The organism is Pedobacter sp. KBW01 (genome assembly GCF_003852395.1).
GTDB lineage: Bacteria > Bacteroidota > Bacteroidia > Sphingobacteriales > Sphingobacteriaceae > Pedobacter.
On record NZ_QAJQ01000007.1, the window covers coordinates 440185 to 455790 of the forward strand.

The 15606-nt window shown below is 39.1% G+C and carries 13 protein-coding genes; 3 read left to right on the forward strand and 10 right to left on the reverse strand.

What is annotated here, in order from left to right:
• Positions 1-52: 52 nt before the first annotated feature.
• A complete protein-coding gene (locus DBR40_RS08450) occupies positions 53-2380 on the reverse strand; it encodes a beta-galactosidase (RefSeq protein WP_124559300.1) in 2328 nt (775 codons plus the stop codon).
• 392 nt (positions 2381-2772) lie between these two features.
• On the opposite strand from DBR40_RS08450, the gene DBR40_RS08455 reads away from it, so the two are divergent.
• From DBR40_RS08455 to DBR40_RS08465, 3 genes are all read left to right on the forward strand, one after another.
• Positions 2773-2982 carry a hypothetical protein gene (locus DBR40_RS08455; protein ID WP_124559301.1) on the forward strand — a complete coding sequence of 70 codons (210 nt, stop codon included), beginning with the start codon at positions 2773-2775 and terminating at the stop codon, positions 2980-2982.
• A gap of 47 nt (positions 2983-3029) precedes the next feature.
• Positions 3030-3389 (forward strand): hypothetical protein, encoded by a 360-nt coding sequence (locus DBR40_RS08460; protein WP_124559302.1) that lies wholly within the window; start codon positions 3030-3032, stop codon positions 3387-3389.
• Between the two features lie 100 nt (positions 3390-3489).
• Positions 3490-3696 (forward strand): hypothetical protein, encoded by a 207-nt coding sequence (locus tag DBR40_RS08465; RefSeq protein ID WP_124559303.1) that lies wholly within the window; start codon positions 3490-3492, stop codon positions 3694-3696.
• 1184 nt (positions 3697-4880) lie between these two features.
• Here the strand turns inward: DBR40_RS08465 and DBR40_RS08470 are convergent.
• The 9 genes from DBR40_RS08470 to DBR40_RS08510 all read right to left on the reverse strand — a co-directional run bounded on the left by DBR40_RS08470 (position 4881) and on the right by DBR40_RS08510 (position 15571).
• A complete protein-coding gene (locus DBR40_RS08470; RefSeq protein ID WP_124559304.1) occupies positions 4881-5888 on the reverse strand; it encodes a YncE family protein in 1008 nt (335 codons plus the stop codon).
• 42 nt (positions 5889-5930) lie between these two features.
• Complete coding sequence (locus DBR40_RS08475) at positions 5931-8987, reverse strand: efflux RND transporter permease subunit (protein ID WP_124559305.1); 3057 nt, start codon at positions 8985-8987, stop codon at positions 5931-5933.
• 2 nt (positions 8988-8989) lie between these two features.
• Positions 8990-9916, reverse strand: a complete 927-nt coding sequence (locus DBR40_RS08480; RefSeq protein WP_124559306.1) for an efflux RND transporter periplasmic adaptor subunit — start codon at positions 9914-9916, stop codon at positions 8990-8992.
• Between the two features lie 2 nt (positions 9917-9918).
• Positions 9919-11166 carry a TolC family protein gene (locus tag DBR40_RS08485; protein WP_124559307.1) on the reverse strand — a complete coding sequence of 416 codons (1248 nt, stop codon included), beginning with the start codon at positions 11164-11166 and terminating at the stop codon, positions 9919-9921.
• Between the two features lie 143 nt (positions 11167-11309).
• A complete protein-coding gene (locus tag DBR40_RS08490) occupies positions 11310-12101 on the reverse strand; it encodes a phosphatase PAP2 family protein (protein WP_124559308.1) in 792 nt (263 codons plus the stop codon).
• A 5-nt stretch (positions 12102-12106) separates the two neighbouring features.
• Positions 12107-12511, reverse strand: coding sequence for a hypothetical protein (locus DBR40_RS08495; protein WP_124559309.1), 405 nt, complete (start codon positions 12509-12511; stop codon positions 12107-12109).
• Positions 12512-12972: 461 nt separating this feature from the next.
• Positions 12973-14223: a sensor histidine kinase gene (locus DBR40_RS08500; RefSeq protein ID WP_124559310.1), complete on the reverse strand. Its 1251-nt coding sequence runs from the start codon at positions 14221-14223 to the stop codon at positions 12973-12975.
• Positions 14220-14897, reverse strand: a complete 678-nt coding sequence (locus DBR40_RS08505) for a response regulator transcription factor (RefSeq protein ID WP_124559311.1) — start codon at positions 14895-14897, stop codon at positions 14220-14222. Before DBR40_RS08505 ends, DBR40_RS08500 begins: the two co-directional genes overlap by 4 nt.
• Before the next feature lie 74 nt (positions 14898-14971).
• Positions 14972-15571, reverse strand: coding sequence for an HD domain-containing protein (locus DBR40_RS08510; protein WP_124559312.1), 600 nt, complete (start codon positions 15569-15571; stop codon positions 14972-14974).
• Positions 15572-15606: the final 35 nt, after the last annotated feature.

Sequence of the window (15606 nt, forward strand, 5' to 3'; positions counted from 1 at the left end):
TTTTTAAGTTTACATTGGCTTAACTTCCGGTAGCTCATTCGCTTGCACCTGCTTATAAATTTTTAAATGGTTTCTGGTTAAAATATAATCTGTAATCTTTAATTCTGCCATTGGCATTATCCTGCCTTGGTAAAAGTTTCAATGCCTTAATACTGTAATTTTTGCCCAGGTCTATCACAATCTGGTGCGGTGGTTTTGGTGACTGGTTTTCCCATTGGGTATGCCAGATACTGGTAAACTGCAAATCGAAAACATTTGCTGCATTTCCATCATCGCCACCTAGCTCTTCACTATCAGCATAAACAACTTTCCAGTCGCTACGTGGTATTTCATTGCCCTTATCATCAACCAGTACAATTTCTGCTACCGATGTATAAGCTTGTCCTTTTTGTTCGGTAAGTGCTTCCAAACAGAAATAACGAGCGGTAACGGGTTTAAAATTTACCGTCTGCCATTTGTTATCGTTTGCAAAAGTACCTTCGGCGTATGGTTGCTGTGCATCTGCCAACCATTTTTGACCGGCCTTACGGTGCAACTGAGGTTGCTTTTCGTTTACAACATCCAAAATAGGTTTATCTAAAAAGCTTAAATTCGGTGTTGAGGTACCGAACAGGTCGAAAACAACAACTTCGTTATTACCCTTTTTTAACCAGCTGCCTGGTACAAGCATGGTTTGCGTTGGGCCGATATTCCAGTATCTGCCCAGGCACATCCCATTTAACCAAACTAATCCTTTATTCCATTTACCCATGTCCAGGTAAGTATCTTCTAGTTTATCGGCCGTAAAACTGCCTTTGTAAAATGCGGTAGCTGCTTGCTGGCGATTAAGTTTTTCGTACCGAAGCGGGATATTTACCTCACCCAATCTCACCGGATAATTTTTCCAGCCTTTTAATTCAGTTTGTTTTCCGTTTTCGCCAAGGTAAACCGCACCATGTATGCCTTTCCAATCGTGCATCTGGTAACCGTAGTTTACCCTACCGGTTGCCTCTACCAATATTCTCAATATGCTTTTACTTAGCCTTGCAGGTATTTCAATGTTAAAATGGCCTTTTCTTCTATCCAGTTCGCCAATCTTTTTTCCATCTATGTAAACCAAGGCATAATCATGTATATCTTTAAAAATCAGGTTAGCTTTTTTACCCGCTTTTAAAGTAGTTTCGTATAATACACAACCAAAATCCTGGTTTAAATCTTCCATTAATAATGCTGTATCGGTTAAAACAGCTTTTGGCAGGTTTTTAGAAAGCACAGCTACCGATGTGAAATGAACGGGCTGTAATTTCTGGATCTTGTTTACCGGCGGAACATCAGGTAAAACCTCGCCCTCCTGCAGGTAATTTGCAAATAACTTACGGATGGCATAAAATTTCTCGGTTGTATTGCCGGCTTCATCAATAGGTGCATCGTAATCGTAACTACTGGTTTGCGGCAGGTATGGAGGTGCATTAGCACCACTGTAAGTACCAAAGCTGGTTCCGCCGTGAGCCATGTAAATGCTGAAAGATGCCTTATGATCGAGCATATATTTAAGCTCATCAACAATTCGCTGCGTATTACCCTTGTGGTGCGGCCTGCCCCAGCTATCAAACCAGCCTGGATAATATTCGCCACACATTAATGGGCCAGTTGGTTGTATAGCCCTTAAAGCTTTAAAATTGGCCTCCGGATCACTGCCAAAGTTTACCACGGCAAATAATCCTTCGGGGTGGTCGTTCTTTAATTGTGTAGGTCCGTCGCAGTGAAACAAAGGAACGGTAAAGCCAGCTTCTTGTAAATTGGCTTTAATAATGTTCATATAATCCTTATCGTTACCATAGCTACCATACTCATTCTCTACCTGCACCATAATAATGTTGCCGCCCTTACTAACTTGCAAAGGCGCGAGCTGCTTACCTACTTCAAGCAGATATTTTTTCGATCGGGCTAAAAAATATGGATTTTGTGTGCGCAAACGGATGTTTTTATCTTTAAGCAGCCACCAGGGGAAACCACCGAACTCCCATTCGGCACAAGAATATGGCCCAGGCCTTAATATTACGTACAAACCTACCTCTTTTGCCAGTTTACAAAATTCGGCAGCATCACTTTGCCCGGTCCAGGTAAACCGATCGGGTTGTTTTTCGTGCATGTTCCAAAAAAGGTAAGCACAAACGGTATTTAACCCCATGGCTTTTGCCATTTGCAAACGTTTTTTCCACTCGGCTTTAGGAATCCGCGCAAAATGCATTTCGCCGCAACGGATAATATAAGGCTTGCCATTTAGCTCAAAAGATTCGGCACCTATAGCAAAGGTGGTTGCTTTTTGAGCCCAACTACCCGCTGACAGGCTGATTAACAGCAATAACGCAAATATTTTTTTAAACAGTGGGATGTGCATTGGTTAAGCTTCTGTTTGGTTTTGTTGATTTGTATTTTTAAAAATAGAACAAGCAAATGAGCAAAACAACATAAATGTCAGCGCAAACGATTGTCTAATTTTACATTGCCTTTTTATTCCAGCATAAACCAGCTGCCTGCTTTGCAATGTTGGGTTGATCAGTTTTTAAAGAAATAGAGTGATTAATGAAAGTCTTTTGATTAAAAGGTTTCGAATCAGGTTACATTACAGTGGCGCGGTCATTACTAACGATAAAATATATTCACTAACTCTTATAGCTTATAGCCGATTTACACAGAGAATTATTAATCTTCCGGGCTTGCAAACAATGACAATACGCTTACCACTCATATTCTATATAGTTGTAGAAATATTTCCCCACTTTCTACAAAATGGGAAAATCTAACCCCATTCCATACTCCCCATTTATAGCCGGTTTGAGGAAAACATCTATTTTTCCATATGATATTATAGGCGATAAACAAGGCTTTAATAAAGCATTATTTTATATCTACTCCCGCACCTTAAAAGCTAAAACGACTTGGCTAAAAACAAACTGGTTTGGCATTTGCCTAAGTTATTTTGATAAGCAGCTAAAATGATCAGTCTATTTTGCGCTATTTTTTTATTTACCTAAAGAAACAAACCAATGTCAACAACCGAAAGCGACTTCGCAAAAAATGCGGCCAACTTAAAAGATTTAATTATCCGTTTAAAACCCCTTGGTGCAGACTACCAGCCACCCAAACTTAAATTTTCGATCGAAAACTTAGAACAGTTATCTACAAATGCTGATGAGGCCATACGTATTGTTAGCCAGGTTTTACCTGTTTACAGCAAAGCTGTGGATGAACAGGAGCTTATTTTTAAACCTTTTAACCATTTAATTACCCGCAGCTACAATTATCTTAAGGTTGCTATTGATAACCCGGCCGAACTACAAACAGCTAAAACACTGGCCGATACGAATACCCGCATCAACCCCAGGTATCTTACGATGGCAGAATAGAAAATTTTAAGCAGTATATTGATGTATTGATAACAAGCAAAGTTTACGAGCCTACAGAAGCTGATATCAATATCGCATCTTTCCAAAGCCTGCTTAGAGTATGGAAGCCAACATTACAGCTGTTGCTCTGGCCAAAACACCTCTTGATGATGCACGCAAAAAACGATTCAACATTTTTTATACTGAACAAACAGGCTTAATTGATATTGCATTAGACGTTAAGAACTACATTAAAGCATCGTTAAAAAACGATCATCCGCAACGTAAACATATTTTAGCACTAAATTTCAGCAGAGTTAATTTGTAAATGTTTGCTTTTGTTATGTACTAAAACAAGGTGGTCACAAACATGGCAACCTTGTTTTAGTTTATCCTTTACAATGTTCCTTTAAACTCAATTAACTATTTGGATTGCAGATTAAATAATCAATAATCTTAATCTTGTATTTTTCAAATACTTTGAAACAACTTTGTATAAAGCATTCATCAAGCGTGTTGAATGCCACCAGTTCTATACACAATAATTTAATATTAATATGCCGTAGACCCTCGCATGCTATTGCTAACCCCGCTATTTGATATAAATATTCATTTGATAATTTTTGACTGGTAAGTTCAGACAGAGTAAAATCAAAATCAAGACTTATAAAAGAAAAAGTAGCAGACAGCATGAACTAACTGCTACTTAAAATTGTAACTTTATTCCACATACCCTTAATAATTTAGCTAGCTGCTAGGCTTTCTAGGTCCTATCTTAGAAGACTGTAGTAAATACTCCATCTTACTCCATAGATAATCATAAGCTTCTTCTGCATTACTAAAAATTTTAAAATCATTTCTTCCTCCTTTTTCGTCCAAATAAAAAAACTCCCAGCTAGAATAATTTTTATATAAGATACATGCATCAGGTTTTAAACCCTCATTTAACGAGTACCATCGATCGGGGACATTAGCCCAATATAGTCTATCTTTCAACTCCAATAAGTCCATTTTATTTTAAAATTCTAATATATCCAAGTTCTTCCAACAAATTGTAAAGAACTGTTACAAGTAATAAAATTTAAACCTTATACTGTATCAGTAAATCAAATAAATTGGTGTAAAAAACCTTAGTAATTAACTACCAAAACTGTCAAGCTATTTAGGAAGGGTCAAGATTTGCAAACCTGGACCTGCAATGATCAGAACTGCACTTCATTTTATCATAACTGTACTTTAATTTATCAGAATTGCACTTCAGTTTATCAGAATTGCACTTTAGTTTATTAGAACCGCACTTCAGTTTATCATAACTGTACTTTAGTTTATCAGAACCGCGCTTTAGTTTATCAGAACTGCACTTTAAATCATCAGAATTTCATTAAGATAATGAGGTGGTTACAGACACTCATTCACTCATTGCATTAAAAACCTCGACCAGATTGAATAAAAAAGGTGCCGGGCGAAACACCATATGCTTCCCGGCACCTTCAGATTTTAGAAACAATAGTTTTATTTACCTACTTCCAGGATTTTAAAACTGCCGGCAATGCGATGTGGACGTTGGCTTGCATCTATACTTTTTTCAAAATTTGCAGTAGGTAAAAAAAGATGGTGATTTGTCAAATCAATGGCAATAGTTCTGGCACCTACTGCTGTACTCACAGTTTCCTGCACCACAAATTTATTTGCCGAGATTTCTTTCACCACAGTAATGCTGCCTGCCCCATTCGCACTATAAGCCAATTTAGTAGCCGGATCGAAAACTACACCATCACAGTTATCGCCAATCGGTAACGAAGCAATCTGTTTACCTGTTTTGGCATCCAGAATAAACATCAGCTTGTTGGCACAAACAGTAAACAGCCGCGATGTTAAACGATCGATAGCCAGGCCAGATGGTTCTTCTCCTCCTTTTAATTTATATCTTGATAAAACTTTATAGCTGGTGATATCAAAACAAACAATTTCTCCGGTATCTTCGATATTTACATATACTTTTCCTTTCCCGTCTGATACGCCTGCCTCTGGTTTACCACCTAAAGCAATCGTAGCAATAACTTTATCCATTTGGGGATCGATAATGCTGGCATCGTTACTTTTGCCATTAAATACAATTACTTTCTTGCTGTAATCATCAAAAAAGGTGGCATCGGGGTTCTGCCCTACCTTAACCTGTCCTAAAACTTTAAAATTGTTCAAGTCGAAAATCGTGCAGGTTCCTGCCTTACCATTGGTGGTATAGCCCTTACCAAATGGATTGGCAATTGTAATGCCGTGCACACCAGGTGTATTGTAAATTACGCCAACCGAATCGCCATTATTCTTGTTTAATATATTTACCTGGTTGCCATGAGCAATAAAAAGATTGTTATGCTGCTGATCGATACTTAGGTAATCCCAGCCGCCATCGCTTTGAATTTTATGGACAGCCAGCACACGTAAACTGCTTTTTTGCTGTGCAATTGCAGTAAGTGAAACTGCAAAAAGGATCAAAATACTTAATAATTTCTTTTTCATTTTTTTAGTTTAATATTGATTTATGGTTTGGCTTAAAAACTGTTATACTTTAGCAGCATCAGCTAAAAGTTGGCTTGGCTTATAGCATTTTCTAATCAGGCTTGGCAAAGCCACGAGCAGCAAAGGTAAGGCTACAATAAAGCCACCAATTACAGCAATGGCCAGCGGCTGATGAAGTTGTGCTCCTGCCCCGATACCTAAAGCCAAAGGCATTAATGCGATAATTGCCCCCAGGGCAGTCATTAATTTTGGTCGTAAACGGGTAGAAATAGCAAAGGTAATGGCATCATCAACACTTAGTTTTTCCAGCGATTCTTTAAACTGTAGAAAGGTGAATATGGCATTCTCGCCAATAATACCCACAATCATAATCAAGCCCGTATAACTGCCCACATTTAAAGGGGTATGTGTTAAAAACAAAGCCAGATAACTGCCCGAAATGCCCAGTACCGAGATAACCAGAATAAGAAAGGCAATTTTAAAATCTTTAAACAAGAACAGAATTACGCTAAACACCAGCAAACTGGAAGCAATAAGAATGGTTAACAATTCGGAGAAGGATTGTTGCTGTTCTTTATAGGCACCACCGTATTCGATGTGATAACCAGAAGGCAGGTTTATATTGTTATTTACAGCTTTCTGAATATCTTTCATTACGCTACCCAGATCGCGGTTATCCAGCCTTGCTGTAACCACTCCAATGCTTTGCAGATTTTCTCTTTCTACCTCAGCATTTCCGGATTTTAGCGCCACATTGGCCATTTGCTGAATAGGAACAGCAGTTCCATCAGCCAGGAAAATTTTGAGTTTATTAATATCGGCCACGCTAAAAGTCCTGCTTCCGGGGTACACCATGCGGATAGGCGAAAGTTGTTGTTTATCGTATAAATCGCCTATTAAAGTGCCCTGCATTGCTGTTTGAAGCTGCGACTGAAAAGAAGCCGGACTTACTCCATATTGTGCCAGCATAGCAAAGTTAGGCTCAATGTTTGCAGTCGGCCCCGAAAGTACAATACCATCAAAAACATCGGCTGTACCACCTACATGCGAAACTATACCTGCAACCTTTTTAGATAAGCCTTGCAGTTTCTCCTGATCGTTACCAAAAATCTTGACTTCTATTGGCTGGGTAGAGCTCATTAAATCGCCCAGCATATCCCCTATTACCTGCCCAAAATCAATAACCAGTGCAGGCTGGGTATTTTCTATATGTGTGCGGATCTCAGAAATCACCTCATCAGTGGTTTTTGTTCTGTTTGGTTTCAGCTGTATCAGGTAATCACCGGTATTAGGTTCAGTAATAAAAAAACCCATCTGTGTTCCTGTTCTTCTCGAATAGGCCTGTACGTCGGGTATTTTTACAATTTCCTTTTCCACTTCCTTAAGCATCCGGTCGGTTTCTTCGAGCGATGTACCTGGTGGAGAAGCATAATCTAAAACAATACTGCCTTCATCCATTTCCGGGAGAAAACCAGTTTCCAAACGAGGAAAAACAAGTGCTATCGATGCAACCAGTACGAGCAAAAATAGAATTGAAATAGCAGGCCGCGTAATAAAATAACGCACCCAGTTTTGCGATTTAACCTCATGTACTACCACCTTTTTGCCTGAAGCAGCATGGCTGCCTCCTTTGCGGGTAAGCAAAAGATAAATTACGGGTAAGCCAATCCAGGTAACAAAGAAAGAACAAACCAGCGTAATAATCATGGTATTGGTCATTACCTGAAAATAAGAGCCTGCAACGCCCGTCATCAATACAAAAGGAACAAAAATTACGATGGTACTAATGGAAGAACCCAGCATAGCCGGAAAAAGATAGCCAACGGCTTTGCTCAGCAGCCGCATGGTAAGCTCTTCGGGGTGTTCTTCGTGTGTGCGGTGAATTTGTTCTACCACTACAATGGCATCATCTATAATTAAACCTATGGCCGCAGCAATGGCACCAAGTGTCATAATATTGAGCGAATAACCGATAAAATAAAGCACAATTACCGTTAAACAAAGCGTAACCGGAATGGTAATCAATATCGTTGCACTCGCCTTGAACGATCTTAAAAAAATAATCGCCACAACAATAGCCAGCACCAAACCAATTAATAAACTATCGCGAACACTTTTTACTGATTCGTTTACAAAATCGGCCTGTACGTAATAGGGTTTAATGCTTACCCCTGCTGGTAAAATATGTTTCAATTGCGCTACCTTGCTATGCATCTCGTTAGAAAGATCGACCAGGTTGGCGTTGGGCTGTTTAATTACAGCGATCAGGATTCCGTCTTTCCCGTTGGCATTAATCCTCGTATACTCTACACTTTGCTGAATGTTTACCTTCGCAACATCCATTACCTTAATAATCCGGTTGCCTTTTCTGCTCAGTACCAGGTTTTCTAAGTCGCTTTTATTTTTAACCGTAGCATCGGTTACGGATAGATATAAATAATTGTGATCGGCCAGGTAGCCGTTAGATTTTATAAAATTGGTTTGACTGAGTGCGTTACTAATCTGATCGGGAGCAATGCCCAGCGTTTGCATTTTTTGTGCATCGAGTTCCAGCCAATATTCTTTGCTTTTACCGCCAATAACACGAATCTCCGAAACCCCGTCAACCTGTGAAAGAAATGGTTTTACTGTATAGGTGGCAATTCTTTTCAGTTCGGCGGGAGAATAATTATGACTTTCAAGGCTGTATCCGCTTACCGGAAGGATAGACGGATTCATTTTCTCGACAGATATGTTAACACCAGCAGGCAATGAAGCACTTATTTTGGCAATCTGCGATTCTATGCGTTGCTGGCTCAAATCGATATCGGCGCCAGGATTCATAAATGCAGAAAGCTCGCAGCTACCCCGACTGGTAGTACTCCTAACCAATTGAAGATCGGGCACCTGTTTTACCGCATTTTCTAAAGGCCGCGTTACAGTAACCACCATTTTATCAACCGGCTGCAATTCTGCATCGGCAATAATCTTAATCTTTGGAAAGGTAATTTCAGGGAACAGACCGGTTTTTAGCTGACTAAAAGAATAAACCCCTCCCACTATAATGATTAGCAGTACTGCCAGAATTGGGTTTTTATGCGAAACGAAAAACTTGTTCATGGCTATTGCTGAATTTTAACTTTGGCCGTATCGGCTATCCCATAGTTGCCGGAAGTAATGATCCGGTCTTTTTTCGAAAACTTAGGCTCAAGCACTTCGATGGTATGCTGATTTTCGATTCCCCTTTTCACTTTTACCTTTACTGCGGTAGAATCGTTGATGAGTTTCATTACCCAAAACTCATCTTCTGTTTCGTTAGCCAACACTGCCGATTTTGGTAATACCTGTGCCTGCGTATGACTTACTTTGGTTAACCTCACTTTGGCAATTAAACCTTCGGGAATATTATTGCCTGCTCCAACTTTAAGGATATAACGCTGGGTTTGTGCTGCCGAATCAACCGAAGGCATAGTGCCCGAAACTGTTCCTGTCATTTTTGTTCCATCGGGCAACAGCACAGCTAATGTTTTGTTCTGGTTAATCAACTGGTTATACTCGTAAGGCAAATCGAGCAAAAAAACAAGGCTATTTCTGTTACTAATGGTTGCCAAAGCTTCTCCATCCTGCACATAGTCTCCTTTCTGGTGGTTTACCTGAACAATGGTACCTGCCTGATCGGCCCTGATGTTGGAAATGCCCGAAAATTTAAAACCAGCATCGAGCTTATTTACACTATTGCCTATTGATTTTGCTTCTTTGGTGATTAAACTAAATAACAGTTGATGACTGCCTACCTGCTTACCTGTTATGGCTTGTGTGCTTTCTATATAACCATTGATATTGGCCTTTACAAAGCTCTTTTCGAGATAGGCCGAAACCGCCGAAAGCTCAACAAATTCGGCCAGCGAACTATCCTGAATCGTAGTAACCTGAACAGGTGTAACCGGCGAAGGTTCATCAACCGCATCTGCCGATTCTGAATGACTACAGCCCGAAAAGATAAGCAGTACGGCAATGCAACCGCATATAAATTTTAGATCGCTATTCATGGTTATCGGTTCCAGTAATTAAATTGATTAATCAGTTTTAAACGGTTAATATTGGTTTGGCGCAACAGGTTTTGGGCCGCCAGGTAATTGTTAATGGCAATTACAAAATCGGCTACTTTTAAATCGCCGGTATGCATCAGTTTACGGTCTACATCAATTAAACCTTTGCTGAAACGGATCTGTTCGTTTATTTTAGGAAAAAGGGCGTCTGTTTGATTAAGCTGTTGCCTGATCAGGTTTAACTGTTGTTCTTGCTGACGCTTAAAAAAATCGCGGTAATCGGCTATTGTTTTAGCGGATAGGTTAAGCTTTTGGTACTGCATCTTCTTTTGATGACCATCATAAATTGGCACCGAAAAGGTAAAACCAACACTTGTACCCAAATTTTTATAAGGCTGCAAAATAAACGATGAATTATATCCTCCATTGGCATACACGCCTAATTTGGGTTTATAGCTAAGGTCAATTGCGTTTTTTTGATTGTTGTTTTTTAAGCTATCAATGTCAAAACGTTTACCAAAAAAACCATGAGCAATAGTAGTTACACCACTTTGTAACTTTGGATCGGCCAGCACAACCTGCGTAGTATCGGTTATGCCTGCCAAATAATTTAAGGTGGCATAATCGTTTTTAAATTGCAACTCTGCCTGTTTTACTACCAATTGTTGTTGTTGCAGGGTAACCAGGAAGGTTAAATATTCAGATTGTTTGTAAATATTACTTCTGGTTAATTTCTTTAACAATGTTTCTTCCTGCTCCAGTAATGTAATTACCTCACGGTTAAAATCTACCTGTTGCTGACTGGCATAAGCCACAATGTATTGATCGGCAATGGATCTTTGCAAATCAAATAGCGATAGCTGGCCTGCATATTTAATAGAATCGCTTTGTATCTTTATCCCCTCAAGCTGATTATTGATCCTCTTTTTGTTTAGCAAATCGTAGTTTACATTAAGCAAGGCTTCTAAAGCCTGCCCGTTGGTGAGTACTTCATCGTAACCATAACCCCGAATAATGGGCGCATCCATCCCTGCGGCACTTGCCGTAACCTGTGGCCCTCCGGTAGCACGAATAATTAAGCTATCTACCCCGGCAGCCCGTTGCTGGTTCTTAAAATCTTTTAGTACCGGACTGGTTAATTCGGCCTGTTTTAAATAGTAATCAAGATTCTTTGCCGGCACTTGTGCAATTACCTTTATTACTGAAAAGGTAAACAGACAAAGCACCATGCAGGTTAATTTTAGCTTCATTTTATAAATTATTCACCTCAATTATTTCGTTTTTTCGCACCATCCAACAGCTAAGCAAGTCCAAATTACAAATGAATTATGAAGAAAGTCTGTAGCAGTTTTTTTGAACGCTAGACAAAATTAATTGCACACTCATTTTAAGATTATAACCTACCCGAAAGCATTAAGCCTGTACTTCCTTGTTGGTAAAAAGGCATTAGGGTAAAATTTCCATCTTTCTTTTTGGTAAAAAGGCTTTTAATGTATGGATACACCAGATAAGATATTTTTGTAGAAGCTATTCCGAATCCTGCACCAGCCACCACATCACTAAACCAATGTTTATTGTTATACATGCGCAATGTTCCGGTGGCTGTGGCTACAAAATAACCTGCATAGCCAATCCACGGATTAACATCTTTATACTCCTGGTGTAAAAACTCTGCTGCCATAAATGCCGAAGCCGTATGTCCGGATGGGAAAGAGTTTTCGCTGTAGCCATTTGGCCGTTCCCTACCTACACCCTGCTTTACAAAATGGGTAGAAACGCCCATAATAGCTGCTGAAGTAACATACAACATCGAGGCATCGAACAGATTGTGTTTACCTTTTACTCCAGATAGGTTAAGTGCATACACCGCAGCGGCAGGCGCAAATTGGAGGTAATCATCAACATGTGCAGCAAATAAAGGATGGTCTTCCTGTAATTCTGCTTTGGTACTCAAATCGAGTTGCTTTAAAGCGCCATGATCGTAAACCGCAGCAAAGCCGTAACCTGCTAATACCACAGGTGCAATAAAAGCGGCAGCCTTAAATTTTCTTTTTGGAACCGGATTTCCCGTACACCACCTTCCTAACGAATCGGCAGCAATATTTTTAGCTGAATCTATACTTTGGGCAGCGCACGAAAAACTAACGGAAACGAAAAGGATTGTGCAATGGAAGAAATTACGCATGACTACTATTTTACAGGATTTCCGTTCGAATCGAATAAAAGGTCTTTTCCTTTTACTTCGGCTTCATAATATATCGTTCCGTCTGCCTTGGTAATTTTAGCAGCTTCGGCAATTTTTGCGCCTTTTAATTTAGCCAGAACAGCAGCAGGCAATTCGGTAGATTTAATTTCTACTTCTGTCTCTAATAGCAATCCCTTGGCCGAATAAACCTCTGAGGTTTCTTTACCATTCAAGGTAAAACCGGCTTCATAATGCTGTTTTTCCATTTCCCATGAAACTTTCGTTCTGGCATGAAGTTTTGTAAATGCAGTTTTAACTTCAGCAGGTACTTTAGCTGCATTAAGTTTTTGTGCCTGAGCCAGATTAACCATACCGGTAGCTAGCAATAAAATTCCAAAAAATGTCTTCATAGTTTTAAATTTTAATCAAAACTATATTTCAATTATGTAGAAATTCTGTAGTTAGCTGCTTGCAGCATATTCAAAAAGTTTTTGGCCTAATACCCCTGATTTAATAAGAAAAAGCACTTTTAAAATCTCCCGCTGATAGCACAGATTTACACAGCAGGAACTTTTATTTTATTAATAATGTTTTATGCATCTGCTTGGCTAAAAACTTTATATCAAAATTCGCGGAAGTCTTCTTAAATCTGCAGGAAATATTATATCCAAAATCTCCCGCTGATAGCGCAGATTTACGCAGAAGGAACTTTTATTTTATTAATAATGTTTTATGCATCTGCTTGGCTAAAAACTGTATATCAAAATTCGCGGAAGTCTTCTTAAATCTGCGGGAAAATATTATATCCAAAATCTCCCGCTGATAGCTCAGATTTACGCAGAAGAAACAGGACGGCATGCTTAAACACGGATTAAACAAAATAAACAACAAAAACATGTTCGCCTTTTTCTTCCTCATAATCGATTCGAAAGCCATAAAGATTACAGATTTGCTTAGTTATGGCTAAACCTAAACCCATACCTTCAGAGTCTACTGATTTGGAAAAACGATCGAAAATTTTGGTTTGCAGTTGACGGGGTTTCCCTGAATTGGAGATGGTTAAAGCTTGCTGATTCAGCTGAATATTGATGTATCCACCAGTAACATTATGCCTTACCGCATTGCTAAAAAGATTGTTTAACAGAATATCGGCCAGATAGCGACTCATTTTGATTTCTACAGGCATCAGTTTTTCAGTCAGCGTTAGCCCATCCTTTTCTAATAACTCCTGAAACTGGCGACCCTTTGCCTCTACCATTTCTTTAAGATCGATATTTTGATAATCGGGAATCAGGTTATTTTCAATTTTGGCCAGCAGTAATAATGATTGATGCAACCTGGACAATCTGCCTGTTGCGTGGTAAATATCTTCCAACAATGCACCCTGCTGTGCGGTAAATGATTCGGTTTGAAGTAAAGAATCTAATTTAGAATTAATTACTGCCAGAGGGGTCATCATTTCGTGCGAAGCATTATCGGTAAAACTTTTAAGTTCTTTATAATCCTGCCGTACCCTTTCGGCCATTGTATTTACAGATTTATTGAGTTCATTAAACTCATCAATTTTAGTTGGTTCGTGTTCTATATTATCCATCCGGGTAACTTCGAATGCTTTCATCCGGCTCAAAATAGAATAAAAGGGTCGCCAAAGCCTATTGAGCAAAAATCTATTGATTAGCAGGAGCGAAAGGAGCAAAACAACAGTAATACCTACGGTGATTAGTAATATAATCCTTACCAGATCTTCCGATTCAACCCGCGATTTCGTTATTCTTACCTCAATGGCTTTACCATCGAGCTGAACAACTGTAATTAAACTCCTTCCTGGCTCATTTTCCCGCTCTTTGGCATTAAAGTAATTGGTATACAGAAATTCCCGTTCTGGCAAAGGTCCGTTAAGGGTTTTATAGGAAATCTGCTGATCGATATAATTTGCTGGTAAAGGAAGTTTATGAAAAGTATCTACGTATTGGTTAATTTCGTTCTCTTCTACCGCTAAATCACGGTCCAGTTTTTCGGTTAAGATAAAGTGGATGACTACATAATAAATAATTCCGGTAATGATTAACACCACAATGGAGGTTAAAATATTTACCTGGTTGTAGCGGTTAGCCAGTTTCATATATCGCCAAATTTATAGCCAATTCCATAAACCGAACGCAGATAATCGGCCGCTCCGGCTTCGAGTAGTTTTTTACGGAGATTTTTAACGTGTGTGTAAATAAAGTCGAAATCATCCGACAGGTCCATTTCGTCGCCCCAAAGGTGCTCGGCCATTGCATTTTTAGTGACTACTTTGTTGCGGTTAGACAGAAAATAAACCAAAAGATCGAACTCCTTCTTGGTTAATATTGCCGGGTTTCCCTTAACCGTTATTTTCATGGCCGATACATCGACAGTTATTTCATTAAAGACAATCACATTGTTACCATCGAAATTTTTTCTACGGATAATGGCACTTACCCTGGCTTTCAGCTCAGATAAATGAAATGGCTTAACCAGATAATCATCGGCACCAAGATCAAGTCCGGCGAGTTTATCATCCAGAGAATGCCTTGCTGAAATAATCAGTACGCCATCTCTTTTCTTCAGTTGTTTAAGCCGGGTTAATAACTCCAGGCCTTCGCCATCCGGCAATCCTAAATCCAGAAGAATGCAATCGTAGTTATAGAGCGATATTTTTTCATTTGCAGCAGCAAAATCTGAAGCGTGTTCACAAATATTACCCTCACCTGTAAAATAGGCCAGAATACTCTCCAATAAAGCCTGCTCATCTTCTATAACTAAAATTTTCATTGGTATAATTTATTATTTAACCGGACATAAAGTAGCCATTAAAACCGGAAATTAAAAGTTCAATCCTTTTTAGCTTACGTAAACCGCTGTATTAATTTTTCTATATTCAGATTTTTTTTCTTCTGCAGGGTCTTTTTGCCATAATCTGTAAAATACTCATGTCCGGCAAGCATCTTTATATTTATGGCATCCCACTCTCTATCTGAGTATACCAAATTGAGGTTTTGCTCCCACTCTTTTTTAAGGCGGGCTGCAAAGGCGATATAATTTTGAAAGGAAAAATGATAAAAATCCGCATCGCAGATTATTTTTTCTAAATCGGTATTGGGTAATTGGGGGTATTTTGTGGCCATAATGCAATTGATTACCACTTCTATCTGGTGGTGTTCAAAACCATTTTCTAGTAAAAAACTACGGGCAATTTCGGCACTGGCCAACTCATGCCCAATGTATTGTTTAGTGTAACCCACATCGTGTAAAAAAGCTGACAGGGTAAGCAACAGTAATTCGTTTTCGCTCAGGTTGCTTTGCTTTCCGATAATTTTAACGGCCTCTACTACCAGCAAAGTATGTTCAAAATTATGAAAGTACATATTATTGTGCAGCTCCTGTTCTAAAAGTCCTTTAACGAAAGTCTCTACTTTTCCAAGCAACATTCCCTGTTCCTTTTCCATTGATCAATCTGAAATAAACACTACAATAGTATTGG